This window comes from Bacillus sp. 204(2023) (assembly GCF_037027505.1).
In the GTDB taxonomy this organism is placed as follows: Bacteria; Bacillota; Bacilli; order Bacillales; family Bacillaceae; genus Bacillus; species Bacillus subtilis.
The window spans coordinates 170,658-195,405 of sequence record NZ_JAXCHE010000007.1; the positions used below are offsets into that span (position 1 = coordinate 170,658).

Annotated in this window: 27 protein-coding genes; 8 read left to right on the top strand and 19 right to left on the bottom strand. The window is 43.5% G+C overall.

Features of this window, described 5'->3' with window-relative positions; all coding sequences use genetic code 11:
* Nucleotides 1-52: 52 nt before the first annotated feature.
* Entirely contained in the window at nt 53-1,231 is a 1,179-nt protein-coding gene (locus tag WA279_RS15225) for a spore coat protein CotH (RefSeq protein WP_077670996.1), read from the bottom strand.
* 128 nt (nt 1,232-1,359) lie between these two features.
* Entirely contained in the window at nt 1,360-2,448 is a 1,089-nt protein-coding gene (gene cotH, locus WA279_RS15230) for a spore coat protein CotH (RefSeq protein ID WP_014478176.1), read from the bottom strand.
* Between the two features lie 142 nt (nt 2,449-2,590).
* On the opposite strand from cotH, the gene cotG reads away from it, so the two are divergent.
* The 3 genes from cotG to WA279_RS15245 all read left to right on the top strand — a co-directional run bounded on the left by cotG (nt 2,591) and on the right by WA279_RS15245 (nt 4,404).
* Nucleotides 2,591-3,100, top strand: a complete 510-nt coding sequence (cotG, locus tag WA279_RS15235; protein ID WP_336155888.1) for a spore coat protein CotG — start codon at nt 2,591-2,593, stop codon at nt 3,098-3,100.
* 173 nt (nt 3,101-3,273) lie between these two features.
* Nucleotides 3,274-3,891, top strand: coding sequence for a flavin reductase family protein (locus WA279_RS15240; protein ID WP_014481120.1), 618 nt, complete (start codon nt 3,274-3,276; stop codon nt 3,889-3,891).
* Nucleotides 3,892-4,068: 177 nt separating this feature from the next.
* The gene (locus WA279_RS15245) at nt 4,069-4,404 is read left to right on the top strand and encodes a DUF4181 domain-containing protein (protein ID WP_014481121.1); all 336 of its coding nucleotides are present in this window, start codon (nt 4,069-4,071) and stop codon (nt 4,402-4,404) included.
* Between the two features lie 4 nt (nt 4,405-4,408).
* Here the strand turns inward: WA279_RS15245 and ggt are convergent, their stop codons facing one another.
* Nucleotides 4,409-5,986, bottom strand: coding sequence for a gamma-glutamyltransferase (gene ggt, locus WA279_RS15250; RefSeq protein ID WP_336155889.1), 1,578 nt, complete (start codon nt 5,984-5,986; stop codon nt 4,409-4,411).
* A gap of 214 nt (nt 5,987-6,200) precedes the next feature.
* On the opposite strand from ggt, the gene chrS reads away from it, so the two are divergent.
* From chrS to chrA, 3 genes are read left to right on the top strand one after another with little or no spacing between them, the layout of a single operon-like run.
* Entirely contained in the window at nt 6,201-6,677 is a 477-nt protein-coding gene (gene chrS / locus WA279_RS15255; RefSeq protein ID WP_014478181.1) for a chromate efflux transcriptional regulator ChrS, read from the top strand.
* Between the two features lie 13 nt (nt 6,678-6,690).
* Nucleotides 6,691-7,284 carry a chromate efflux transporter subunit ChrB gene (gene chrB, locus WA279_RS15260; protein ID WP_335449762.1) on the top strand — a complete coding sequence of 198 codons (594 nt, stop codon included), beginning with the start codon at nt 6,691-6,693 and terminating at the stop codon, nt 7,282-7,284.
* Complete coding sequence (gene chrA / locus WA279_RS15265) at nt 7,281-7,817, top strand: chromate resistance efflux protein ChrA (RefSeq protein WP_021480764.1); 537 nt, start codon at nt 7,281-7,283, stop codon at nt 7,815-7,817. The genes chrB and chrA overlap by 4 nt, the downstream gene beginning before the upstream one ends.
* 133 nt (nt 7,818-7,950) lie before the next feature.
* On the opposite strand, the gene WA279_RS15270 is transcribed toward chrA, so the two are convergent.
* From WA279_RS15270 to WA279_RS15325, 12 genes are all read right to left on the bottom strand, one after another.
* Entirely contained in the window at nt 7,951-8,664 is a 714-nt protein-coding gene (locus WA279_RS15270) for an endonuclease V (RefSeq protein WP_336155890.1), read from the bottom strand.
* 131 nt (nt 8,665-8,795) lie between these two features.
* Nucleotides 8,796-9,149, bottom strand: a complete 354-nt coding sequence (locus WA279_RS15275; RefSeq protein WP_014481129.1) for a hypothetical protein — start codon at nt 9,147-9,149, stop codon at nt 8,796-8,798.
* A gap of 12 nt (nt 9,150-9,161) precedes the next feature.
* A complete protein-coding gene (locus tag WA279_RS15280) occupies nt 9,162-11,027 on the bottom strand; it encodes a ribonuclease YeeF family protein (protein WP_336155892.1) in 1,866 nt (621 codons plus the stop codon).
* A gap of 18 nt (nt 11,028-11,045) precedes the next feature.
* A complete protein-coding gene (locus tag WA279_RS15285; protein WP_014478191.1) occupies nt 11,046-11,306 on the bottom strand; it encodes a YwqI/YxiC family protein in 261 nt (86 codons plus the stop codon).
* Nucleotides 11,307-11,315: 9 nt separating this feature from the next.
* The gene (locus WA279_RS15290) at nt 11,316-11,738 is read right to left on the bottom strand and encodes a YwqH-like family protein (protein WP_010332155.1); all 423 of its coding nucleotides are present in this window, start codon (nt 11,736-11,738) and stop codon (nt 11,316-11,318) included.
* Nucleotides 11,739-11,954: 216 nt separating this feature from the next.
* Complete coding sequence (locus WA279_RS15295) at nt 11,955-12,062, bottom strand: hypothetical protein (RefSeq protein ID WP_335449769.1); 108 nt, start codon at nt 12,060-12,062, stop codon at nt 11,955-11,957.
* 69 nt (nt 12,063-12,131) lie between these two features.
* Nucleotides 12,132-12,917, bottom strand: a complete 786-nt coding sequence (locus tag WA279_RS15300) for a YwqG family protein (protein ID WP_336155895.1) — start codon at nt 12,915-12,917, stop codon at nt 12,132-12,134.
* 203 nt (nt 12,918-13,120) lie between these two features.
* The gene (gene uglF, locus WA279_RS15305; protein WP_336155896.1) at nt 13,121-14,443 is read right to left on the bottom strand and encodes a UDP-glucose 6-dehydrogenase UglF; all 1,323 of its coding nucleotides are present in this window, start codon (nt 14,441-14,443) and stop codon (nt 13,121-13,123) included.
* Nucleotides 14,444-14,637: 194 nt separating this feature from the next.
* A complete protein-coding gene (locus WA279_RS15310) occupies nt 14,638-15,402 on the bottom strand; it encodes a tyrosine-protein phosphatase (protein ID WP_336155899.1) in 765 nt (254 codons plus the stop codon).
* 48 nt (nt 15,403-15,450) lie between these two features.
* Complete coding sequence (gene ptkA, locus WA279_RS15315; RefSeq protein ID WP_336155900.1) at nt 15,451-16,167, bottom strand: tyrosine-protein kinase PtkA; 717 nt, start codon at nt 16,165-16,167, stop codon at nt 15,451-15,453.
* Nucleotides 16,157-16,903 (bottom strand): protein-tyrosine kinase activator TkmA, encoded by a 747-nt coding sequence (gene tkmA, locus WA279_RS15320; protein ID WP_336155901.1) that lies wholly within the window; start codon nt 16,901-16,903, stop codon nt 16,157-16,159. Before tkmA ends, ptkA begins: the two co-directional genes overlap by 11 nt.
* Before the next feature lie 233 nt (nt 16,904-17,136).
* Nucleotides 17,137-17,280 (bottom strand): hypothetical protein, encoded by a 144-nt coding sequence (locus WA279_RS15325; RefSeq protein ID WP_003242876.1) that lies wholly within the window; start codon nt 17,278-17,280, stop codon nt 17,137-17,139.
* A 203-nt stretch (nt 17,281-17,483) separates the two neighbouring features.
* On the opposite strand from WA279_RS15325, the gene WA279_RS15330 reads away from it, so the two are divergent.
* Together WA279_RS15330 and WA279_RS15335 are read left to right on the top strand one after the other, a co-directional pair.
* Nucleotides 17,484-19,094: an SWIM zinc finger family protein gene (locus WA279_RS15330; protein ID WP_151870004.1), complete on the top strand. Its 1,611-nt coding sequence runs from the start codon at nt 17,484-17,486 to the stop codon at nt 19,092-19,094.
* Nucleotides 19,081-21,849, top strand: a complete 2,769-nt coding sequence (locus WA279_RS15335) for a DEAD/DEAH box helicase (RefSeq protein ID WP_336155903.1) — start codon at nt 19,081-19,083, stop codon at nt 21,847-21,849. Before WA279_RS15330 ends, WA279_RS15335 begins: the two co-directional genes overlap by 14 nt.
* Nucleotides 21,850-21,974: 125 nt before the next feature.
* Here the strand turns inward: WA279_RS15335 and ywpJ are convergent, their stop codons facing one another.
* The 4 genes from ywpJ to ywpG all read right to left on the bottom strand — a co-directional run bounded on the left by ywpJ (nt 21,975) and on the right by ywpG (nt 24,640).
* Nucleotides 21,975-22,832 carry a phosphatase YwpJ gene (gene ywpJ, locus WA279_RS15340; RefSeq protein ID WP_336155905.1) on the bottom strand — a complete coding sequence of 286 codons (858 nt, stop codon included), beginning with the start codon at nt 22,830-22,832 and terminating at the stop codon, nt 21,975-21,977.
* A gap of 5 nt (nt 22,833-22,837) precedes the next feature.
* On the bottom strand, nt 22,838-23,614 hold the full coding sequence (glcR, locus tag WA279_RS15345; protein WP_003244075.1) for a transcriptional regulator GlcR: 777 nt from the start codon (nt 23,612-23,614) through the stop codon (nt 22,838-22,840).
* A 224-nt stretch (nt 23,615-23,838) separates the two neighbouring features.
* A complete protein-coding gene (ssbB, locus tag WA279_RS15350) occupies nt 23,839-24,180 on the bottom strand; it encodes a single-stranded DNA-binding protein SsbB (RefSeq protein ID WP_014478203.1) in 342 nt (113 codons plus the stop codon).
* 76 nt (nt 24,181-24,256) lie between these two features.
* Nucleotides 24,257-24,640, bottom strand: coding sequence for a DynA interaction protein YwpG (gene ywpG / locus WA279_RS15355; RefSeq protein ID WP_014478204.1), 384 nt, complete (start codon nt 24,638-24,640; stop codon nt 24,257-24,259).
* Nucleotides 24,641-24,748: the final 108 nt, after the last annotated feature.

The window sequence follows — 24,748 nt, forward strand, 5'->3', positions numbered from 1 at the left end:
CTCCTTTAACTGAAAAAGGGCATCACTTAATCTGATGCTCCTCCATTATCTATTAAAATTTACGTTTCCAGTGATAGTCTATCGTTCTGACAATCGTTTCATAGCTATAATCTTCCTTTTGTTTTCCTGAACTTTTTATTGAACTTGAATAACCTGGTGATCTTGATGATTGATAATCTGAAGATCTTGGTGATCGTTTAGATGATTTTGATGAACTCTTTGAACCTGATGAGCTGTATGATTTTGATGATTGATAATCTGATGATCTTGGCGATCGTTTAGATGATTTTGATGAACTTTTTGAACGTGACGAACGGCCAGATTTGGATGATTGATAATCCGAAGATTTTAGTGATCGTTTAGATGATTTTGATGAACTTTTTGAACGTGACGAACGACCAGATTTGGATGATTGATAATCTGAAGATTTTAGTGATCGTTTAGATGATTTTGATGAGCTATATGATTTTGAAGAAATGAACGAATTGCTGTCCTTATCATTATTGTCTTCCTGGCTTTGTTCATTCTTTTGATCCTCTTTTTTGTACGACCCTTTTGGGCCTAAGCTGATGCTTTTTATGTGATAAGAATAGATGCGAAGCACCTCTTGATTTTTCACTATAGTATAATGGCCGTCGGCATTATCTACAAGGATACCCTCAATGGCTTCCGGACCTCCACGATTAATTGAAACCCATTTATGAGTCAGACTCTTAAAAACCTCGCTTAAATCATCAGCTTCCAAGACACCTGATGGCGTCTGTCCTTCTATTTTCAAATCTGGCTCATGTTTACTTATACTCTTTATGTGATGGATATTAAAATACACTACCCCATCCTCATTTGTGTTTAACGCAGCGTAATCATCTCCCAGCCAGACCAATCTTCCTTTTTTAGATTCCGGACCCCCTTGATTAAATTGAACTGATTGGTTCATGAATTGTCCGATTAAGCTATGAAAATCGTCAGCGTCGGGCATTTCCTCAGTCTCAATTGCTGTGGTGCTATTATTGGTATCCTCAGTAATACTTTTCACATGATCCAACTGATAATAAATTATTTTTTTTTCAGCTTGTAAAGCAATATAATCTGATTTTACAGCAGTTAATTTTCCTTTTTTAGATTCCGGGCCTCCACGATATACAGTAACAATTTTATCTTTCATTGAATGCAAAAAGTTATAATAAGATATTTCATCATTTGAATGATACTTCATTCTCCTCTTGCTCATTCAAGTTCCTCCTAGTCACTTATACATAGATGATAAACATATTGCATATATACGTGTCACGTTTATTTGTTGAACTAATTCAATCGCCTAATTGTCGCTTTTTCAGCAGAATACCTATTTTCACACATTCATAAAATACTTAAATTATTTTTGAGGTATTGTGAACGGTTTTTAATATATTCACAAATCACATCCGGCTCCCGGTCAAAACGCTCAACATCATTCTTTTTGTATGGGTCCATCAAGATAAAAGGCCTAATCCGCTCATACATCGCCATGATTTTCGGTTCCATATATTCTATCGTAAAAAGAGATTGGAGCGTTTTTTCTAACAGGCGCTTGTAGGACTTGCGAAACTCGGATTCATCCAATATCCGGGCGGTTAGTGTATTAAATCCTTGAATTCTTACATAATCGGCAGCCATCCGCTCTCCATGGATATCCCTGCCCCAGGTCGCATCATAATCCCAAGGAATCACCTCAAATAATCCGGTTTCCCCGCTTCTGTATAATGCGTAGTTGTGGACAAACCCGTCATAGTTCGAGGTGAATACAATACCGGCAAGCCAGCGCAAATACTTATCGACATCCACGTGTTTTGTCACTTCTGACTTAAACTGAGCTTTAGGGACAGTATTAATTTTAAAAATCATATCCTGTAAATAAAAATCATCTTCCACAGTCCCTGTCTTCTTTTCATATCCAAGCTCCAGCGACGTCTTCGTTTCCTTTTCCAAATCGCTCATCAGAGAAAAATTAGCATCATCATCCACCGCGTAAAAAATCGCGCCATCAGCCAGCTTCCTTTTCGCCAAATAATATTCATCTACGGATTCAAGTTCAAGATAAACCCCTTCATTCTTCCCGTTCACCTTTACAAACACAAACTCTGCCTTTGGAGACAGTGTCCCTAGCTCCGAGAAAAAATCCAGAGACAATTTGTTTCTCATCAAGGAAGGGTCTTTATACTCCGCATTTAAGTGAATCTCTCGCGCGCCGCGGAATGTTTTCGGCTGATAAAAGGAAATATGGTATGACTTCTTTTTGAAGTCTCTGATATGTGATCCCCGATAAGCGATATCAATATCCAGCCTTTTTTGATTTACCTTCATCACAGCTGGCACCGGATCATCGTCCCATATATCCTTTTTTAATTCACGCAAATCTTTTGGATGAACAAACAGCTGATAAAGCGGTAAATTGGATTGATTCTTCATCCATAATCCTCCTTACAAATATTAGGCTTTTATTTTTTATAAGATCTCAGCGGAACACTTATACACTTTTTAAAACCGCGCGTACTATGAGGGTAGTAAGGATCTTCATCCTTAACATCATTTTTAAAAGGAGGATTTCAAATTGGGCCACTATTCCCATTCTGACATCAAAGAAGCGGTGAAATCCGCAAAAAAAGAAGGTTTAAAGGATTATTTATACCAAGAGCCTCATGGAAAAAAACGCAGTCATAAAAAGTCGCACCGCACTCACAAAAAATCTCGCAGTCACAAAAAATCATACTGCTCTCACAAAAAATCTCGCAGCCATAAAAAATCATACTGCTCTCACAAGAAATCACGCAGCCACAAAAAATCGTACCGTTCTCACAAAAAATCTCGCAGCTACAAAAAATCTTGCCGTTCTTACAAAAAATCTCGCAGCTACAAAAAGTCATACTGTTCTCACAAGAAAAAATCTCGCAGCTATAAGAAGTCATGCCGTACACACAAAAAATCTTATCGTTCCCATAAGAAATACTACAAAAAACCGCACCACCACTGCGACGACTACAAAAGACACGATGATTATGACAGCAAAAAAGAATACTGGAAAGACGGCAATTGCTGGGTAGTCAAAAAGAAATACAAATAATCTAAGTTTTCATTGTTTCAATAGGCTGCCGGCGGAGGTACGGAAGCCTATTTTTTTATTTGCCCTGTATTAGATATATGTCATGACATAACATATGCAACCCGCATCATTTGGTTTCCTTTAAACCATTTCGTTATAATCAAGGTATCCTAACGATAAAGGCGGTTGTTGCTATGTACATATTTCAAGCTGATCAGCTTAGTGCCAAAGACACATACAAGCTATTGTCAGGTACCGTTATTCCCCGCCCCATTGCATTTGTGACAACACTTTCTTCAGAAGGAGCGGTCAATGCCGCGCCTTTCAGTTTTTATAACGTCGTCAGCTCAGATCCTCCGCTTCTCAGTATTTCTGTTAACAGGACGGAAGGACGCCAAAAAGATACAGCGCGAAACGCAGTGGAGAACGGAGAATTTGTCGTTCATGTCAGTGATGAAGCCATCATTGAAGATATCAATGAAACAGCTGCAAGCTTAAGGCCGGATGAAAGCGAGCTTACACGCACCTCGCTTCATCCTGTTGAAAGCAAAGCTGTTTCAGTTCCCGGCATTAAGGAAGCCCGCGTTCGCTTTGAGTGCAAATTAGAGCGGCATATTACCTTTGACAATGATCAAGGCATCACTACAGCAGATCTGCTCATCGGAAGGGTTGTCTGCTTCCACCTAGATGAAAAGGTGTATGATGCAGAAAAGGGATATATTTTAACGGATGAATTAAAGCCTGCCTCACGCTTGGCGGGAAATCACTATGCCAAGCTGGGGGAAGAATTCACACTGATTCGTCCCAGCTGAAGAGAAGGACTATTTAAATAGAAGAAACTAGTCAAAAAGACCTTATGATTACAAAATATCGCCTGTAAATAACTGAAAAAATATCAAAAAAAAGAACACCCAGAGTAAGCTCGGGGTGTTCTTTTATGAAACGTTTTTCCTTTTTCTTCGTATAAAGGTAGATGAGGAGGAATTGGAATGACAAACTTTTGGATTTTAATGCTGATCGCTATTACCATCAGTCTCGCCTCTCAATTTTTTATAAAGAAAAAATACGGTATTGATAAATCCGGCTGGCGATATAAGCATGTCAGCAATACACACAAATGGATCGAAATCACTTTACTTATTTTGTTTGTGTTTTCACTCTCCTTTTTTCCAGTTGAATATTTGCTTCTTTTATTTTTTATTGTGATTGACTCAATACGAATTTTTATGGAGTGGCATTATAGACCTGAAGATAAACAGTATATGTACCACATTGTAGAGGTCTCCCTTATGTTTATGCTTTTGATTTATATTTGTACCCTATAGTTATTTAAATCCCCACAGCCGCTCCGTCCCCCCGAGGATCGACTCCGCCTTGGAGAAAGCCTTCTTCATCAACTTTGATTGCAGCAGCGTGTCCCATCAGCGGATCATAGTCACCGACAACCTCCACGAGATGCCCGCTGTCTTTCAGTTTTTGGATTGTTTTGTCTGTGAATCTGCCCTCGACTCTGAGACCTTCGTATTCCTCTCCCCACGTTCTGCCCCATACCCAGCGCGGTTCGCTGATTGCCTGCTGTGGATGCATTCCGTAGTCCAGCATTCGGGTAATGATGGCCGTCTGGGTCTGCGGCTGGCCTTCGCCGCCTTGTGTGCCGTACAGAATTTTTGGCTTTCCGCCTTTACAGACCATAGCCGGCATCAACGTATGGAAGGTGCGCTTTCTCGGTTCAAGCGTGTTGACATGATTTTCATCCAGTGAGAAAAATGATCCGCGGTTTTGCAGTAATATGCCTGTACCACCGGCAGTGACTGCCGAGCCAAATTCAAAGTACAGGCTTTGAATGAATGACACTGCGTTGCCATCCGCATCGATTACGGCCGCATATGCCGTATCACTTCCCACCGGCCTGCTTTCTGCCGGTTCTGCCAGATAGCCGATTTCTCCCGCCAATCGTTTCGCATAATTTTTATCTAAAAGCCTTTCAAGCGGAATGTCAGCAAACGCAGGGTCAGTCAAAAAGGCATTCCGATCTACAAAACTCTTTTTCAGCGCCTCCACAAGCACATGATAATACTCAAATGAACCGTGTTCGATTTGGGTGAAATCATAGTTTTCCAAAATGTTCAGTGTTAATAAACCGGTAAATCCCTGAGAATTCGGCGGCGCCTGATACACACTGTACTCTCGATAATCACTTGATACAGGCGCTGCCCACTCACCCCGATGCGCTTTAAAATCATCGATTGTCATGTAACTGCCGTTATTCTGTAAATGTGAGACAATCCGCTGAGCGAGATCTCCTTCATAAAATGCGCTTCTTCCTTTTTCAGCAATCAAGTTCAGACTGTCTGCAAGCTCTTTTTGCACAAACCGCTCTCCCGGGACAGGTGCTTTGCCCCTTCTCGTGAAGATGTCAGCCGTGTAAGGCGTGGAAGCCAGCAGTTCAATATTCTTTTCTGTGTGACGACACTGATCAGCTGATACAGGAAACCCATTTTGGGCATAATCGCGTGCGGGCTCCAATACATCTGCAAGAGACAGACGCCCGTACTCCTTCAGGACCGCATCCCAGCTATCAACCATTCCCGGCACGGTAATGGCACTGTCAATTCCCCGCAGCGGAATCGCGCTTTTTCCCTTATATACATCTCTCGTTACGTTTTTTCCTGAACGGCCGCTGCCATTGTAGACTTTTACTGCCTTTGTTTCCTGGTGAAAGGTCAGCCAAAAGGAATCCCCGCCTAGTCCGGTCATATGCGGGTACACAACCGCAAGACAAGCACTCACCGCAACAGCGGCGTCAAACGCGTTGCCTCCCTTATCCAGTATGCGGTTTCCGGCTTGAGAAGCGAGGTAATGCGGACTGACGACCATTTGCTTTGTACCGATGACAGATTTGTTCATCACAAGTCCCCTTTTTTAAGAAATTTTCTTCAGTATAGGGAGCCTGATTTTTCACATCTACTGATCCGGCAGAAAAACTGACGAACTTTCTTCTTTTCGCAAATAATAAGATGTTTTCGCATCCATTTCGAAAACAAATGAAAAATTATTATTTCGAAACGTAACTTTTTATGATAAAATGATGGCTAAAAGGCTACGAAAGCAGGTGGAGCAATTGAGTCATGAATATCAAATCCCCAACCTTGTACTTGATGAGACTGATAAACAAATTCTCACGATTTTGCATGAAGAAGGCAGAATTTCTTATACGGATCTTGGCAAAAGAGTCGATTTGTCACGGGTCGCCGTCCAGGCCCGTATCAACCAATTAATTGAAGCCGGTGTTATTGAAAAATTCACCGCTGTCATCAATCCCGCTAAAATCGGCATTCATGTTTCCGTGTTTTTCAATGTCGAGGTAGAACCGCAATTTTTAGAAGAGGTCGCTCTTAAGCTTGAGGAAGAGCCTGCGGTCACCAGCCTTTATCACATGACAGGCCCGAGCAAGCTGCATATGCATGGGATCTTTGCCAACGATCAAGAAATGGAAGAATTTTTAACAAAACGGCTGTATCCATTGCGAGGCGTCGTCAGTGTTGATTGCCAGATGCTGATCAAACGATACAAAAGCCGTATGGGAATGAAGCTGTAAAGGAGAGAAACGAATGAAAAACCATCCTTATCGGGATATGACGGCCGCAATGGTTCGCACCGGCATATTAGGTTTCGGCGGCGGACCTTCCGTGATTCCGCTGATCCGCCATGAAGCGGTCAATAAGTATAAATGGATTGACGATGATGAATTCGGAGAAATATTAGCAATCGCTAATGCGCTTCCCGGACCGATTGCCACCAAAATGGCTGCTTATCTGGGCTTTAAGCTAAAAGGCACATTAGGTGCAGTTGTGGCGACCCTCGCCCACATTCTGCCTACATGTCTTGCGATGGTGGGCTTGTTTGCGGCTGTAAATGTGTTAAGCCATTCAGCAATTGTTGCAGGTATGATCGGTGCCGTCACGCCGGTAATTGCGGTAATGCTCGGAATCATGGCGTACGAGTTTGGCCAAAAAGCGCTTAAAGGTTTCGGCTGGGTTACCGGCATCCTGTTTTTTATCATCGCTTTTATCGGCCTGCAAACGTTTCAGATCAATCCCGGCCTGGTCATTATCATTTTCTTAGCGTACGGGGCGTTTCATTTTAAACTGAAAGACAAAATCACAAATAAACATTCAAAAGATAAAGGAATGTCAGCCTCATGATATCGATCTATTTATTTATGGCGTTTTTTATCGCAAACCTATTGGGATATGGCGGCGGACCTGCGTCTATCCCGCTAATGTTTGAAGAAGTCGTAAACAGATACAGCTGGCTCTCAAACGATCAATTCTCAAATATGCTCGCACTTGCGAACGCATTGCCGGGCCCGATCGCCACGAAAATCGCTGCGTATGTCGGCTACAGCGCAGGCGGGTGGCCCGGCTTTCTAATTGCCCTGATCGCAACCGTCGTACCGTCGGCGCTCGCATTGATCGTCCTGTTGCGCATCATCCAGCGCTTCCGCCAATCACCTGTCATCAAAGGCATGACGCTGTCCGTCCAGCCTGTCATCGCGGTCATGATGCTCATTCTTACCTGGCAAATCGGCGCAGACGGCATCAAAGCGATCGGCTGGGTCCAATCGATCGTGATTGCGGGAATTTCGCTCCTTGCCATGACAAAATTCAAAATGCATCCGGCATTTTTGATTATCGCGGCGTTTTTATATGGGGGCCTTGTGATCCCTCATTTATAGAAAAAAGCACCTGGAAAGGTGCTTTTTTATTTTGGCCCAGAAATGCCGTTTGATATATGGTTCCTCTCATTCTCACAGATTGTCCTGTATATAGGAATCATTGAAAAAACTTGCAGATACCGGTCTGCAAGTTTTACACGTGATTTTTCTGATAAAACGTTCGCAAAACATGCGTCTCAAGGTCAGCCAGGCGGACAGGGATCGGCAGCCTGCTTTCTTGATTGATCAAGCTCATCGTGATCTGATAGCTGCTGTCTAAATCAATATAATTACCGCAAGACAAGAAAATAGGCTTCACATCCCGCCGCGTTCGCAGCGCCCGTCCATATACCTCGCCGTCAATGATAATATCAGTGTATGCACCTACTTCATTTTCAGGCGTCACGAAATCGCAGCCTTTGATTTTGAGATAGGTTTTCGCTATCCCAATCGTCGGCTTATTGAGAAAAAAAGCCGCATGGGTGGCAACGCCCATATGGTTGTAATGCAGATATCCGTTGCCATCAAACAAGAAGACATCCGGCTCCGTCTCCAGCTTTTTCGCCGCCTCGATGATCAAAGGCAGCTCACGAAACGCAAGAAAACCGGAAACATACGGCACGCTGATTCTCCCCATGCTGTGCACTTTTTCAATGATTTCTTTTGTATCAGCGTCAATCACGATAATACAGCACACCCCATACGGTTCTCCATCCTGCTCCCAATAGGCCAGGTCGACGCCTGCGCAGGTGTTGATGGAGTCTAGGTGGATGGAGGGGGATAGGTTGATTTTATGGATAAGGGATTGTTGTGTTTTTACAAATTCTTCTCTGTTTAGGTTGAAAGAATGTATTTGTTTAACATGCATCTAAAATCAATCCTACCTCCTGTTAACTAGTGTCTGTTTTTCTTTGTATTCATTTTTACTTTGAAAATTGTTTGAAAACTTACAACTCCAGGTTCTGCAAACTTTATTAATAGTTCTAATTAAATGTTTAACTACATTTCATTATTCGTAACTTTGTTTAATATAAATTCTATATTTTTAACTATTTCAATATGGCTATTTGTCTGAAATTCATATATGGGTTGATCCCAATCCTCATTTTGCATCATAACTAGTTGATAAAATCCATTAGCATCCGCATCTGGATACCAACCTAAATCAAGTAAGTAATTTTTACGAGAGTATGTTAATTGCATTAAATCTTGTGAAAAAAACAACCATTTTTCATCGTCTGGTGCTAGGTTTTTCGGATCAATTTCTCTAAAACTGTTTTGATTTATGGTCCATCCTTTTGGAATCCTTAAGGGTTGTAAACTTATTTCTGGCATTTTTTTTATCTTTCTCATAAAAGCCTCCTATTACTTATCAATACCAAGTTGTTTTAAATACTTATCTAATCGACTTCCAGCAATCGGATGACCATGATATTCACCACCAGAAAACTCCGCTCTAATCCAGCTTGTTGGTGTACCTAGATCATAACCGACTGTTTTTCCTGCATCATAAATGAAATAATAGTTGTTATTTCCATTATCAATAATATGACCTTTTAGAAGTGCCTCTTTTTCTAAAGCTTTGTTATTCACATCTGGTAAGTACTGAGCAGCTTTTTTACCTGTCATACTAAAACGTTTTGCTTCTTCAGGTGTTTTAGCTTTAACATGTTTATGGCCATGCGGAGTAAACGAAGCATTATTAAGCATCGTTCTAAATTCTTTACGACCATAATATCCATCGTGCGCTACTTTATCGTGATTTTTAGAAATGTTAGGACTATGAGAGCTTCCCTTACGACCGCCATCACTAACCATTTTCACAATCCCAAGATCCTTAACAGCCGTCTTTTCCACATCGACACGGACTGTCGGGATTCCGAATGTGAAGCCATCCGGAGTTACAGGGCGTTCTGCGTACACGCGGACGTTTGTTGGGACTTTGAATTGTTTTACTTTTTCTAATGTCTTGTTAGCTTTTTGGACTTTTGAATGGGTTGCAAGCGGGATGCCTTTATCAATGTGTTTCGCCAATGCACTGGCTCCAACCAAGCTCAATGCCGCTTCGAGCGCCCCTTGCTTCCGCTTCTCCTCAAACACTTTGTTTCCAAACATATCCCGTCCCGTGACGGCTTCTGAGAATCCGTTTGATGCTACAAGGCCGTATGCGCCCATTTCTGTCATTTTTAGAATGTCTAAGGATTTGCCTGTTTTGTAGGCATCTAATGCGTGTTCAGCAGCGATAGCTGCTTTTCCGGTTTTGTAGATGGCTTTTCCGCCTTTGAAGGCGCGGCCTGCCCAGCCGACGACTGGTATAAATCCGGCTGCGGCCATAGCTCCTGCTGTCACACGTTCTGCGGTGGAGAGTTTTTCTCCGGTAACCGGGTCAACGCCTTCAGTTGCTCTTTTATAATCATAATAGCCAGTGACTTCTCCAGTAAAGTTGCAAACTCCATCCCATGTTTTTTCGTACCATGGTTTGTTTGCTTCTTCCTCGGCTTTTTCCTGGAGACGTCTTGCTTCTGCTTGCTGGGCTTTTGCATCAATATAGGTTGTTCCTTGATTTTCTACTTCAATCACGCTTTTGTAGACTTCATTGCTGTGGAAGGCTTTTTTGTCATAGTACATAGGGGATGCGCTCTTCCCATTGCTGGTGGCCTGCATGAGAACAGAATATTTGGTGAGCACTGCGTTGTCCAGAGATTCTAAATTTTGATATTCAGTGGTCAGGGATTCATCAAGCTTATCGACAGCTGTGATTGTATCACGTCTGATTTTTTGGGCATCGCCCATCTTATCTGCATAGTCGTCAAGCGTGTACATGTCGAGATCAATAATATCGCTGATGCCTGACAAAATAGAATCGATTTCTTCTTTATGAGCGGAGACAATCTCTGAAGCTTTCAGGTCGCCATTGGGCAGCTCATGATCCAAAAATGAAGTTTCCACATATGAATCATTGAGTTCTTGATCTTTAATATCTCCTGAAATGCCGTTTAAAAACGCAATTTGAGCAGAGACAAGCGTCAGCCAGCTGTCTACGATTTCCGCCTGCCCCTGAAAAAAATCTTTAATATTGTCCGCGCCTTTTCCTTTAAAATTGTCGCCTAAATCTGCAACTCCCTGAAACGCTTTTTTCAGCGTATTCAGCTGCTCCTCAAGCGTCTCATATTGCTTTTTTCTGCTCTTCGCTTCTTCGATTAAAGATTTTGATTCAAATACTTTACTCATCGCACTGCCCTTTCTGTTCTATTTTACCGCTATCGCCTCGTCCTGCTCTTTAAGTGAATCTACGTTATCCTTTGTATCCTCGATATTTTTCTGTACCGCTTTTTTGTAATCTCCGAGCATGGTTTTGATGTTCTCCTCACGCTCATGATATTTTTTCGTATAATCGAGTTTATTTTTTCCATTGGACCCCGCGGCGCCGATTGTTACGTCAGCAAGCGCATCTTTGACAGAATCTAATGTTTTGATGACTGTGTCGTACTTCAGCTTAATTTCTGACATAAAAAAAGATCACCACCATTTTAGTTTACTAATTTGTCTTCCTGCTTCTTCTACGAAATCTTCTCCTTTAGCAAGAAGGTCGCCTGCGGCATTCGCTGCACTTTTTGTCAAATTCAGCTCAAATTTCTCTGTCTCAAGCCAGAATATTTTGCTTTGAATCGAAGCCATATACTCGTTATATTTATCATTCACAATCTTAGATGCTTCCGATTTCGCCTCTTCTCTTCCCTTGTCGAAATCATCGGCTTTTGTTCCCGTCCAATGCTTGCCCAATTCCGGTTTTACAATTTCTTTGATTTCAGTGATTGCCTCTTCTTGCAGTGTGTCTATGTCCTTTTTTGCTTTTTTCAGCTTTTCAATCTTGTCTTCCACGTCGGAAATTTTTCCGTTGAGCGAACTTTTGATATCCGCCAGCATACTTTCATAACCCATCTGAATCACCTCTTAATACTCAAAAAGTCGTATGGAGGGGCTGATGAAGATAGACTTTTCCATACTTTATTTCCATATATTATATTTTAAAATAGCCAGAAGGCAGCTTAAATAGGGTAAATGGCTTAATTTAGGCATATAACGCTCTTGGAATGTAGGTATTTGATCTTGTTTTTGTTCGTTATACAGCTAATGAAAACGTTTTTTAAAATGAAATCACCTAAAGTCATAGTTATAAAGGCACTTGAAAGAGGCAGATGTTGTTGATCTGCCTCTGTTCATGTTTATGTTCTTCATCGGTTCGGGCACGTCTGATTTTGTCATTTGGCTTATATTATTTCCGCTTCTGATCCTATTGGCATCAGGTGTGACCCTTTGGATCAAAAGCTTGTATTAACTGCAGTCCCAGTTATACAGAACGTTTGAAAAGTCTTTTTTCCTTAGATCGTCAGGTGTGATGAAAAAATTGGCGATGCCGACGTCTCCCCACATTGAATCGATATCATCGTCTGAATCAATTTGTAAAAGCATGATGGTGTGTTCTTTATATGCGTATTCCCTCGGATCATGCTGGGTAAAAGAAGCGTATCCGCCGATTTTATGGCCAAATCCGTTTTCAGCCAGTTCATTGTAAACATCTTCTTCATCCTCGCCGAACTGGCCAAAGAACTCCATTGTTTCCATGCCTGTATACTGCTCAAATTGAAAATCTGTAGGCAGCACCCATTCCGAAGATTTCACAGGCTCGACTGCCGCTTCTGATAAAATTGGAAAATCACATTCGCCTGTGCCGATAAATGAAAAATCAGAAACAAGCTCGTCTTCGTTTTCTACGATATTTTCAAAATAGATCACTCTGAAATTCTTTTGTTCACATCGATCGTCAAAATTCAATCCATAGACGTCATCATGAACAGAAATGTAGAACTGCAGGATACCTGAAGAAGGGTAGCCGTCAAGCTGGGGAATGTGCGAGAAATTAATCTGTGCCAGAAGCTTCATCGGCTGTCCATTTTCATCAGTCGGGTATGTTTCATGCTTGGGGAAATAGGGATCACCGGCAATTTTGCTGTCATATCGTCCTGTTTTCCCTTTTCGGACATTCAATTTCACGTATTCTTTCGCTGATTTCTCCAGCAATTCGCGGTACGGTCTCATTTTTTCAGGCAAATGATTCATCAGATTCTCTCCTTTTCCGGCATCTCCAATTATTTTTGGAAGGTTTTATTTTCTGGTTTTCTTCTAATGTTTTTCAAACGATTGTTTAAAGAAGCCCTACTTCTGTATAATTTTCCAAACAATAGTTAAATAGTAGCAAATGTATTCAGCACCCCGCAATAGATGAAAAAAAGACTGGTGCGCAACCAGCCTTTCTTTTTCAACTATTGAATTGCACCTGACGGAACTACCGCCTTCCGTCCGACAGAATAATACTCCACTCCTGCAGCCAAAGCCTCATCCAATGTGTAGCAGTTTCTGCCGTCAAATATGAGCGGCGTTTCCATCAAATCCTGATAAGCCGCTAACGGGAATTGTTTAATGTCAGCCCAGTCGGTTAAAATCATGACGGCGTCAGACCCTTTGACAGCTTCCTCGATCGTCTCTTTATATTCAACAGCTTGCGGGAGAACATGCTTTGCATGGCTAACTGCAATGGGATCGTAGGCTCTGATACGGGCGTCGAGCGCAGCGAGACGGTCTGCAATAACAATTGACGGCGCTTCCCTCATATCGTCCGTATTCGGTTTAAATGACAGGCCTAAAAGGGCAATCGTTTTTCCCGTCACCCCGCCGAGCCTGTTCAGCGCTTTATCAACCAGCATCGCCTGCTGATTGTTGTTGACTTTTATAACCGATTTCAGCAGTTCAAAATCATGCTCGACATTGCCGGCAATTTGCACGAGGGCGTTTGTGTCCTTTGGAAAACAAGAGCCGCCGTAGCCTATGCCCGCTTTCAAAAACTGGCTCCCGATCCGCTTATCCTGTCCCATCCCGTACGCGACTGCTTCAATATCGGCGCCGACCTTTTCACATATATTCGAAATTTCGTTTATAAAACTGATCTTAGTGGCCAGAAAAGCATTTGAGGCATATTTGATCATCTCGGCGCTTCTGATATCCGTTTGGTAAATCGGGATTTGAAACGGACGGAAGAGCTCCTCCAGCGTATTTGCGGTTTTCTCATCGGCCGTCCCGATCACGATCCTGTCACCATGAAAGGTATCATAGATCGCCGACCCTTCACGCAAAAATTCTGGATTGGATGCGACCGAAATACTGACAGGCTCCGCTAGATGTTCAGTGATCAGCCCATTAATCAAATCGTTTGTCCCAACGGGCACTGTGCTTTTCGTTACCACGACTGTATCTCGTTTGACATGCTTTGCGATGCGTTTGGCCGCATCTGTAATTTGCTCCAGATTGGCGTGCCCGTCGCTTTTCTGCGGTGTGCCGACCGCTATAAAAACGATGTCTGCCTGCGCCAAGCCTTTCTCATAGCTCGTTTCAAAGTTCAGCCGTCCATCAGCTGTATTTTTTCTCATCAGCTCTTCAAGACCTGGTTCAAATATGGGGGAAATGCCCTTTCTCATTTCATCAATCTTGTGAGCGTCAATATCAATGCAGGTTACATGATGTCCAATCTCAGAAAGAGAAACACCTGTCACAAGACCGACATAGCCTGTTCCGATGACTGTTATATTCATTGTTTCCCTCCAACAGTTAAATTGCTGCTTTGCAGCTTCCGTAATATCGTATGAGAACATCCTATCATGAATGCGAATGATCTCCCGCATAGCCTGTCGGGTACAGCCTGTACAGATTTCTGAAATGTGATTCAACCATACAATACACTATTATATCGCTCTCAAAAAGAAAGTGGTGAAATGAGAATCGGCTGTTAAAAAAGACCAAACAATTTTCTTCTTTTGACCGGCTGCGGAGGCTGTCTGAAGATGGTCTGATTCCGCAGGAGAAGCTCTGCATTTTCCGTCAGCATATAAGGAAGTTCCGAGCCGAATTCTTTCTCTAGTACATAAAGAGCCTCTTGAGTGTGAAAATTTCTCGTTTTCACATTATGGGCATCTGAGGCTACGAAATGGATCAAATTGGCTTCAACCAGCCGGAGAGAAAATGCTTTCAGCTGCTTGCCGAAGGTCCCCGCAAGACTTCCTGAAGTAATCTGAGATGCTGCTCCTTTTTCCACAAGATGATACAGCAAAGACGGGTTTTCGCGAATTTCCCTGTTGCGTTCAGGATGGGCGATAACCGGAATATATCCTTTCAGCTGCAAATCATAAAAAAGCTGCTCCGCATATCGGGGAACGTGATCAAACGGAAACTCAATCAAGATGTATTTTGTATCATTCAGCGAAAGCAGCTGCCGTTTGGCAAGGTCTTGTTCCACCTCGCCGTAGATTCTGATTTCCTGTCCCGGAAGCACATGTAAAGGAATGTCTTCTTTGATTAAACGTTTGTTTAACTGATTTGCTGCTTCTCTGACTGCGGCTGGCTCGTTTTTATACACACCGTTGTTATGATGAGGTGTCGCAATGATCGTCCGGATTCCCTGACGAACAGCGACTCTTGCCATTTCTATGCTGTCGGCCGAATCACCTGCCCCGTCATCCAATGCGGGAAGAATGTGACAGTGAATATCGATCATGTCCTAGCCCCCTTTTTTCGCAAAAATAAATAACGGGCACGATGCACGTTATTTATTTTGCATGAAATTGTCCTTGTTTCCGTAATATCCGTATTCAGAGTGCTTCGAAAGCTTTTTGCCGTTTATAATCGCCCCAAGGAGCTTGCTTTTGCACGTTTCAAGCGCCTCTTTCGCTTTTGCGGCTTGTTCTTTTTCTGTTTTCCCACTTGAAATAACCAGAACAGAACCGTCTGCCACGTTGCCTAAAATCTGTGCATCTGCTACGGCAAGAATAGGCGGCGTATCAAAAATGACCATATCATATGCCGCACACGCTTCGTATGCAAGCTCCTTCATCCACTTCGAGGAGAGAAGCTCGGCCGGGTTTGGCGGGATCGGGCCGCTCGTCAGCACGTCAAGATGTTTTTCATACGATGCTTGTACAGCCTGCTCCATTGAGATTTTCTTTAATAAAACAGATGTTAAGCCAACCGTATTTTCAAGAAAAAAGGCCGTATGTACTGTTGGTTTCCGCAAATCAGCATCAATCAGGAGCACTTTTTTTCCCTGTTGGGCGAATACGACAGCCAGATTGGCGGCCGTTGTTGATTTTCCTTCCCCCGGACAAGCCGATGTAATCATGACTGATTTCATCTGGCGGTCCACTGAAGCAAATTCTATATTCGTGCGAATCGTCCGATATTGTTCAGAGTTCAAGGATTTCGGCTCTGTCATTGCAATGACATTTCTCCGCATCCGCGAGTCTCTGCTTTTTCTAAGCGCCAAAATGCCCACTCCCCGTTTTTTCAGATTGGAAACCCTGTAAGGTCTTTGCTGCTTTCTGCTCATTCGCAATGGTGGAAACTGTCCCTAAAACAGGTATGTCCAGCAAGGATTCGAGCTGCTCTTCCGATTTGATCGTATTATCCAAATGCTCAAGCAGGAAGGCCAGTCCGATGCTTCCCGCCAATCCGGCCGCAAACGCGATGGCAATGTTTAGAAGCGGCTTTGGCGATACGGGGGACGGATGTTCTGAAACCTCGGCTTTTGACAGAATGCTGACATTGTCAACATTCATAATGGATGTGATTTTGTCTTGAAAAACAGATGCTATAGTATTGGCAATATGAGCCGCTGTTTCCGCGTTTTCATCCCTGACTGATATGTTGACCACTTGGGAGTCCTGTTCGCTGGATACGGTAATTTTGTCATTCAGTTCTTGGGATGTCATCGGCAGGCCCATTTCTTTAATGACTTCATCTAAGATGGCAGGGCTCTTAATGATGACATTGTACGTATTGATTAACTGAAGATTGGTTTGGACATCGTTAAATTGGACTTCTTTTCGTTCATTTTTCGATTGGTTGACCAGAATCTGAGTTGAATTTTCATAGATGGGTGTAAGTGCGAAGAAACTAATGAGTCCGCCGGCAGCAGTGGCAGCTGCGGTTACAATCATAATCAAAAGTATGCGTTTTGTTAACGTTGATAATATCTCTTTTAAGCTTGTAGATTCTCCCATGATACCTCCAAATCTCTTATAACATCCTTTTCCATCTACGATTATACAACGTTGAAACCGCATTTCTCCAGCTTTTCACGTGACATAATTCGACATTTTTTTACAATACGTTTTGTTAGCACTTTTTATGTAAGCGCTATATTTACTGTGTTGACAGCGCTGTCTCATTTTCTCTTATTCGGGCAGTCACGTCATCTCGCATAAAAAAATCCCGCTAAAGGCGTGCGGGATTTTTATGTTGCATATCCATTTTTAATATGAGAAATCAAATTTTCAAGCATTTCCTTCGTCGTCATCTCAGATGACTGCTCACCAATTTCATGTGCATGCATCAAAATTTTCAGAAATTCTTCTTGATTCAATTTCTTTTCACTCATCTTTTTATTCCTTTCAGCTTCCATTAAGTTGAAAACACGATTATTATATGATGCTGGTTATCAATTTGCAATCTCTAATACATCATTCGACACATCCCATTTTTTATGTCCTTTTTTAGGAAAAACTTTTTAAGGCCGATGTGTTGCGATATAATAGAGAAATTGGATCTTTTTATTACGTGACTCGGTTAGGAGCGATAATCATGCTTCAGAATATGATTTCCAAAGACGATGTGCTGGCATCAGCTGAACAGTTAAAAGAACTTCTTCCTTACAATGAGGAAAATGTTCAGCTGATCAAAAAAGCCCTTATTTTATATCGGCAGGATTCAGTCTATCGTTTACAAGCAGTGAGTCCGACGGAAGTTACGGCTTACGTGCAGGATGTTGTGCCTGTGCGGGTCACATTGAACTTGTTTGTCATAGTCAAAAGCGGCTGTTCATGTCCGTCCGGAAGAATCTGCCGCCATATGCTGGCTGTGTTTTTATATGTATATGCAATGTTCGAGCGAGTGGGTACTTTTACAGAGTATTGGCTCGAGAGGGAAAAGCTTGAGGAAAGCAAAGAGCTCGTCCGCCGCCAGTTTCAGGAAAAGGTGCTGCCTAATGAAGAATCGCTTTCAAGCTGGCTTGCTTTTTTTGATTCAGAGTTTTCTCTCTGGCAGGCACGTACGCCAGAAGGCAGCCAAAACATGCAGGGCCTCTATTACGGCTACCTGTCCGCATTAAAAAAACATGCGCCGAACAAGCCGGAGCTGAAAAGCCTGTACCAGATTCATTCCGCGATTGCGGTTTGGCTTCGCATGTTCACATTGATTGAAGCGGGCAAGCTGAACCCCGAACAGGATTTTTATTCCCTCAATCCGTACGTTGAACAGCTGATGGATACAATCTACAGCTCTATTGATAAATTAAAAACGTACGCGCTGTCTTTTGCGCTTGATCCGTTTTTGGATAAAACACCGGATGTTATCCGACCTTTGCTGTTGAAAGAAGAAATTTTCCAATATGAACGCATCCGCGTCTTCGGTGAAATTTGGAGTGCGCTGCTGTCGCGGCCAAAATGGGTGGCACGCGAACAGGAGATATTGAAAAAAGAAGCTGGACGGCGTTTTTCTCCCGAATTGCAATTCGGGCGCCTGCATTTGGAATTCCTGCAAAAGAATGATGACGTTATTTTTGCGGAAGCGGATCAATTCCCGCCGGAAGCGCTCCCTTATACGTTCCAATGGCTGAGTGAAATGACTGCCAAGAAGGACTGGAAACGGCTTAAAATATGGTACCAGCAAATTGAACCAATTGCGATGGGTTATACGAAGCTGGATAAGCCGTTTAAAGAGATTCGCGATGTGATCGGCGAGCTGTTCCTTCTGTTGAATGCCTATGTGAAGCAAACCAATGATCAAGCGCTGTTTGAGCGCTTTGCCGCGGGCTGTCTGCCGTATACGTTCACAGAATACAGCCATCATTTATATGAAAAAAAACGCTATGCCGAGTGGATTGAAATTCATAGCCTTGTCGGCTTTTCCATCAATGAAATGGATAAAATGATGCTCAAGGAAATTGCAGCGAGCGACCCTGAGGCGCTTATACCGGCTTACCATAGAGAAGTGGCTTTTTTCATTGATCAGAAGAACCGCAGCTCGTACAAGGAAGCCGCCCGGTATTTGAAAAAATTGCGCACCCTGTACAAAAAAGCGAAAAAGCAGAAGGTGTGGGAGCGGTATATTCAGCTGCTGAGCTCGCATTACAAGCGCCTGCGTGCGCTTCAAGAAGAACTGCAGAAAGGAAAGTTGATTGATGGCGAGTCTTAAAGAAATTCTCATCCACGTCGAACAAATGGAAGATGGGTCATTTACGCTCTCAGCCTTTGATGAGAATGAGCAGCCTCTTCCCTACAGCCATATGAAAAAGCATTTGTTCCAATGGCATGAATCCTCATTTTACGGAACTTTTCTAGAGGATGTCAGCTTCATCGGGACGACTGCTGTCCTGCTATCTCCATGGATGACTGTAGAGCTTCTCGGCAAAAACTCGTTCAACTCATTCAGCTCCGTGCAGCTTACAGAAGAAACGGAGCCGCTGATCGAGGCGGCCTCGACCATCTATGAATTTATCGCGGACGGCGATTTTCTGCCTGACTATGACGCATGGACAAACGGTGTTTTTCGCTGGAAGGACCGCGATAATATACTGGAAGGCTTTACTGCGGAATGGTTTTCCGCTGCCGTACAGGATTACATCCAATACGACGATGAACTGCGGGAGAAATGGGAACATATCAAGGAGAAATCGCCTGCGGTTACGTCATTCCGCGGCCATTTTCTTGATGAAGAGGATTTTCTAGAAGGCATTGGCTGGATTGACGACCAATCTCCATTTACTGTCGGCTTGCGCTTAAATGAACCGGACTTTGACGGAGACGAATGGAAGATCGAGATGTTTTTACGCGATAAAAAGAGCGGCGCTGTAGAATTCTTTGACGGACTGAAAAGCCTCAAAAAATCGTGGCAGGCGTACAGCGATAAAATCGCGCGTGAGCAGGACCGCTTTCACAGAACGGTTCCGTGGCTGTCGTTTGATTCTGGGACAACGCTGATCTCGGAGGAAGAAGCCTGGATCTTCCTGTCAGAAGCAAGTGAGACGCTTGTCGATATGGGGGTAGAAATCCTCCTGCCATCCTGGTGGCAGATTGTCAGAGACAACAACATGATGCTGAAAGCAAAGGTGTCGTCCTCCCCGCGCGGCGAGTCATTTGTCGGCATGAATGCACTGCTTGATTTCAACTGGCGGTTTGCGACAAATGGAATTGAACTGACTGAGGCTGAATTTAATGAGCTTGTCGCCAGCAACAGGCGCCTTGTTAATATCCGCGGGCAATGGGTTAAAATCGATCCGCAGTTTATCAAACAGATGAAACGCCTGATGGAAAAAGCAGAATCAGAGGGACTCCACATGTCTGATATTCTGGCGCGCGAGCTAATGGATCAGCAGGATGGCGGACTTGAGGATTCGGATCTGATTGATACATCCGCTTTTGCCGGCATTCAGTTTGATCTGTCTAAACAGCTCAGGTCACTGATTCGAAAGCTCACTGCCGCGGAAAACCTGCCGGAGCACGAAGTCAGTCCTTCTTTCAAAGGAACGCTCCGCCCTTATCAGAAATACGGCATGAACTGGCTGCTGTTTCTGCGGGAAAGCGGTTTTGGCGCCTGTCTGGCTGACGATATGGGGCTTGGGAAAACGATTCAAATGATCGCCTATTTCCTTCACGTGAAGGAAATAGGCCGGCAAAAAACGCCTCATTTGATTATTGCGCCGACATCCGTACTTGGCAACTGGCAGCGGGAGCTTCAAACCTTTGCCCCTGATCTGTCTGTCGCGCTCCATTATGGGCCGCGCCGGCCAAAGGGTGATGATTTCGCCGCGCATTATGAAAACGCAGACGTGGTGCTCACTTCATACGGTCTGTCACATGCCGATACTGAAGAGCTTTCTTCTGTGACATGGAACACGATCTGCCTTGATGAAGCGCAAAATATTAAAAACGCGCATACGAAGCAGTCACGCGCAATCAGGAAGCTGAAGGGTCTTCACCATATCGCGCTGAGCGGCACGCCGATGGAAAACCGACTGACTGAGCTGTGGTCTATTTTTGACTTCATGAATAAAGGCTACCTCGGCAGTTTGACCGGCTTCCATAAACGCTATGTGCTGCCGATCGAAAAAGACCGGGACGAAAAGAGAATCGGACAGCTTCAGCAATTAATCCGGCCATTCCTTCTCCGCCGGACGAAACGGGATGAAGAGGTCGCGCTTAATCTTCCTGAGAAGCTGGAAGAAAAAGAATTTATCCCGCTGTCAGCCGAACAGGCATCCCTTTATGAGCAGCTCGTCAAAGACACTTTTGACCATATGACATCCCTGACCGGCATGCAGCGAAAAGCGCTGATCCTCAGCATGCTTGGACGGCTCAAGCAAATATGCGATCATCCCGCGCTTTATTTAAAGGAAGAGCAAACCGAGCTGCTGGCCGGCAGATCAGTCAAGCTCGAAAAATTGCTGGAACTGATGACAGCGATCCGCGCCCAAAACGAAAGCTGCCTGATTTTCACGCAATACATTCAGATGGGGAACATGATGAAGCGGCTGCTTGAAAAAACGTTCGGGGAACCTGTGCAATTTTTAAATGGGAGTCTCTCCAAGCAAGAGCGGGATACACTCGTTGAGAAATTTCAAAGGAAAGAATATCCGACACTGATTCTTTCACTCAAAGCTGGAGGCACCGGACTTAATTTGACCGCCGCCAATCACGTCATCCATTATGACAGATGGTGGAACCCGGCGGTTGAAAATCAAGCGACTGACCGTGCATACCGCATAGGCCAGGAGCGCTTTGTCCACGTTCATAAAATGATTACGACGGGAACAATCGAAGAAAAAATTGATGTCATGCTTGAATCCAAGCAAACCCTGAACGATCAAATTATCCAAAGTGAAAACTGGATTACCGAGCTTTCCACACAGGAGCTTGAAGAATTGTTTACATTAAGCGCTACAGCGCAATAATCATGACTAAAAAAGCTGGCTCTAAAAGAGCCAGCTTTTTTCCGTTCATAGCCGTCACGCCGAATTTCCAAAAAATCCGTTACGCCGGTTATCAACAGGATGCGCTTTTGTGGCAGCACATATACTTACAACAAATGTTTCATCATATGTGCGACACCATGTTCGTCATTGGTTAAGGTGACAGCATCGGCTATCGATTTGATGTCTTCCCGGGCATTGCCCATCGCTACACCTTTTCCCGCAGCCTCCAGCATCGATTTGTCATTTAAACTGTCACCTACAGCAGCGGTTTCCTCGAGCGGAATATTCAGCTGTTTTGCAAGCCTCTTCAGCGCCTGCCCCTTGGAAGCTTTGCGGGAAGAAAGCTCAAAGTTGTGCTCAGCCGAACTGACAAGCGTCAAATCTTCGGCATGCTCATATCTTTTCCAGCCTGCCTCAAGCTTTTCTTTGAAGAAAGAAAAGCCGAGAATATTGTAAAAATCGATTGGCTCATCGGCTTCAAACAGCTCTTGAAAGGAGTTAATGTAAGCAAAGCCCGATTGGCTGTATTGCACCTCGGCCGCCTGCTTAAGGACAGAAAGATCCGCTTCCGGATTTGCGCTTCTGAATCTGTCCAGCTCAACATCAAGAAGTTCTCTGCCGTTTTGCGGCGTATAAATCGCTGAACCTGTGAATACCTCATAATAATAGTTTTCCGACTCAAGCCATGAGAGAATGTCATACGCCCGTTTCTTATCAATCGTTTCGTGATGATAAAGCCTACCCTCGGGATCGTGAATGACGGCGCCGTTCGCACTGATGACCCATGTTTTGAGCCCCAGCGGTTCAAAGATTGACATGACGTCAAAATGAGCGCGCCCAGTTGACACCACCACCTCAATACCGTTCCGCTGCGCCTGCCGCAGTGCGTTTTCATTTTCCAAGCTTACCTGATGCTTGCTGTTGAGTAAGGTTCCATCTAAATCAATCGCAATTAATTTCACGTTTGTCAGTCCTTTCCTTCATCCTGCTCTGTCACGAGAAGCTCAACGCCGTTTCGGTCAAGCAAGTCACAAAATGCCTGATTCGGCAGCCTGTCTGTAATCAAGAGGTCGATTTCATTCAGTTCCGCATACTGATAAAAACTGGTGCTGCCCAGCTTAGAATGGTCTGCAAGCGCGATGACCTGCTTTGCCTGCTGTATCATTTTCCGCTTCACCATGCCATCCTCTTCATGCGCAATTGTAATGCCATGTTCGGAAATACCGACCACACCAATCAGCGCTTTATCAACATGGTAGCTTGAGAGTTTTTCAATCACAGAGGACCCGTACAGAAAGCGGTGCTCCTTTTCCAGCTTGCCTCCCAGCAGATAAATTTCAATTCCCTCTTTATCGGACAGCACATCCGCAAGATTAATGGAATTGGTGATTACCGTACAATCAACCGCATTCAAATGCTTTGCACATGCCTGAACAGTTGTAGAGGCGTCTAAAATCACCCGATCACCATCATGAATAAGCGATGCTGCAAGCCTGCCGATTTTATTTTTTTCCTCAGACACTGTTTTCAGGCGGCCGGAATAGCTTTGAATTTTCTGATGCACAGTCGGCAAAATGGCGCCGCCTCTTGTGCGGATGATGGCATTCTGTTCCTCAAGTTTCACAAGATCTCGTCGCGCTGTATCCCTTGATACTTGCAGGAGCGTACAGATCTGCTCCGTTGTAATTCGGTTATGCTGTTTTAAAAAATCCAAAATCGCTACTAATCTTTCTTCTTGGTACACGCCCTCATTCCTTTTCTCAGCAATCATTTATAAGTAATTATAAGTTTTTATTTAATTTCATTCAATGTTATTAAGTGTTTTTAAGTAAAAATGCGTCGTAAGAACCAATTTTTCCTAAGTAGACAAAAAGAAAGAACCAGTCTGGTCGACTGGTCAATTTTGAGGGGATGATGCGGAGATCCGGATTATAGTGAATGGATAGAAAACAGGAGGAGCAGGGGTTGTCAATCGGCAGCTTTTTCCCGGGGTTTAGGGTCCATAAAACGAACAGTGTCAGCCAACACTTCTGTTACATACACGTTAACGCCTTCCGCGTTTTCATAGCTTCTTGTCTGAATCCGTCCGCTTACGCCGACGAGAGAACCTTTTTGGCAATACAACGCTGTGTTTTCAGCTGTTTTTCTCCAAAGTGTGCAATTGACGTAATCAGCTTCGATTTCACCTGAAGCATTCTTGAAACTGCGGTTTACCGCGAGCGTAACATGTGCAACTGCCGCACCGGCGGAAGTGTAGCGAAGATCAGGATCTTTTGTAAGACGTCCGACAAGCATGACCTGATTGAACATGCGATTCCTCCTCTCCTTGCGGTTGTATGTATTGTAAATGATGCAACAAGAAAAGAAAAACGCTTAAAAATGGCTTTCAGCCTCTGTTTTTATCTTTCGTTTTCATTTTTCCTTCAGCTAAAAACATCTTTTGCTTTTTTCCTTTGAAGAAATATGTACTTTTTAAAAAACGGAAAAAGATTTGCTTTGTCAGCCAGTTTTGCGTATTCATGCGCACATAGGAAGAGCCATCCCACGCAAACCACTGAAAGCTCAATTTTTTTTCCGGCATTGACAGCTTGATTTTATACTGCTCCATGCCATCTTGTGTTTCGTATAAAAAACTTATTCTTCCTTTTTTGTTCAGATGAACCTCAAACACTTCTTTACGGCTTAACATATATGTTACTTCCTTTTGAATCAAATGGCTTTCAGAAGGAGCGCCGTCAATATAAATTTCTTTTAAACGAAATTGATTCATACCACATCTCTCCGTAATCCATAGTCAGTTACAGTATAATGAAAAAATAGAAATTATTAAATGTTTCGCTCATACAAAATTCTTTAGCTCCAACATTGCAGGATTTTT

What these genes read in the sequence shown, in the direction of transcription:
- WA279_RS15225 (WP_077670996.1), bottom strand. Translation starts at nt 1,231, where the DNA reads ATGAGCAAGAGGAGAATGAAGTATCATTCAAATGATGAAATATCTTAT.
- cotH (WP_014478176.1), bottom strand. Translation starts at nt 2,448, where the DNA reads ATGAAGAATCAATCCAATTTACCGCTTTATCAGCTGTTTGTTCATCCA.
- WA279_RS15240 (WP_014481120.1), top strand. Translation starts at nt 3,274, where the DNA reads ATGTACATATTTCAAGCTGATCAGCTTAGTGCCAAAGACACATACAAG.
- WA279_RS15245 (WP_014481121.1), top strand. Translation starts at nt 4,069, where the DNA reads ATGACAAACTTTTGGATTTTAATGCTGATCGCTATTACCATCAGTCTC.
- ggt (WP_336155889.1), bottom strand. Translation starts at nt 5,986, where the DNA reads ATGAACAAATCTGTCATCGGTACAAAGCAAATGGTCGTCAGTCCGCAT.
- chrB (WP_335449762.1), top strand. Translation starts at nt 6,691, where the DNA reads ATGAAAAACCATCCTTATCGGGATATGACGGCCGCAATGGTTCGCACC.
- chrA (WP_021480764.1), top strand. Translation starts at nt 7,281, where the DNA reads ATGATATCGATCTATTTATTTATGGCGTTTTTTATCGCAAACCTATTG.
- WA279_RS15270 (WP_336155890.1), bottom strand. Translation starts at nt 8,664, where the DNA reads ATGCATGTTAAACAAATACATTCTTTCAACCTAAACAGAGAAGAATTT.
- WA279_RS15275 (WP_014481129.1), bottom strand. Translation starts at nt 9,149, where the DNA reads ATGAGAAAGATAAAAAAAATGCCAGAAATAAGTTTACAACCCTTAAGG.
- WA279_RS15280 (WP_336155892.1), bottom strand. Translation starts at nt 11,027, where the DNA reads ATGAGTAAAGTATTTGAATCAAAATCTTTAATCGAAGAAGCGAAGAGC.
- WA279_RS15285 (WP_014478191.1), bottom strand. Translation starts at nt 11,306, where the DNA reads ATGTCAGAAATTAAGCTGAAGTACGACACAGTCATCAAAACATTAGAT.
- WA279_RS15290 (WP_010332155.1), bottom strand. Translation starts at nt 11,738, where the DNA reads ATGGGTTATGAAAGTATGCTGGCGGATATCAAAAGTTCGCTCAACGGA.
- WA279_RS15295 (WP_335449769.1), bottom strand. Translation starts at nt 12,062, where the DNA reads ATGACAAAATCAGACGTGCCCGAACCGATGAAGAACATAAACATGAAC.
- WA279_RS15300 (WP_336155895.1), bottom strand. Translation starts at nt 12,917, where the DNA reads ATGAATCATTTGCCTGAAAAAATGAGACCGTACCGCGAATTGCTGGAG.
- uglF (WP_336155896.1), bottom strand. Translation starts at nt 14,443, where the DNA reads ATGAATATAACAGTCATCGGAACAGGCTATGTCGGTCTTGTGACAGGT.
- WA279_RS15310 (WP_336155899.1), bottom strand. Translation starts at nt 15,402, where the DNA reads ATGATCGATATTCACTGTCACATTCTTCCCGCATTGGATGACGGGGCA.
- tkmA (WP_336155901.1), bottom strand. Translation starts at nt 16,903, where the DNA reads ATGGGAGAATCTACAAGCTTAAAAGAGATATTATCAACGTTAACAAAA.
- WA279_RS15325 (WP_003242876.1), bottom strand. Translation starts at nt 17,280, where the DNA reads ATGAGTGAAAAGAAATTGAATCAAGAAGAATTTCTGAAAATTTTGATG.
- WA279_RS15330 (WP_151870004.1), top strand. Translation starts at nt 17,484, where the DNA reads ATGCTTCAGAATATGATTTCCAAAGACGATGTGCTGGCATCAGCTGAA.
- WA279_RS15335 (WP_336155903.1), top strand. Translation starts at nt 19,081, where the DNA reads ATGGCGAGTCTTAAAGAAATTCTCATCCACGTCGAACAAATGGAAGAT.
- ssbB (WP_014478203.1), bottom strand. Translation starts at nt 24,180, where the DNA reads ATGTTCAATCAGGTCATGCTTGTCGGACGTCTTACAAAAGATCCTGAT.
- ywpG (WP_014478204.1), bottom strand. Translation starts at nt 24,640, where the DNA reads ATGAATCAATTTCGTTTAAAAGAAATTTATATTGACGGCGCTCCTTCT.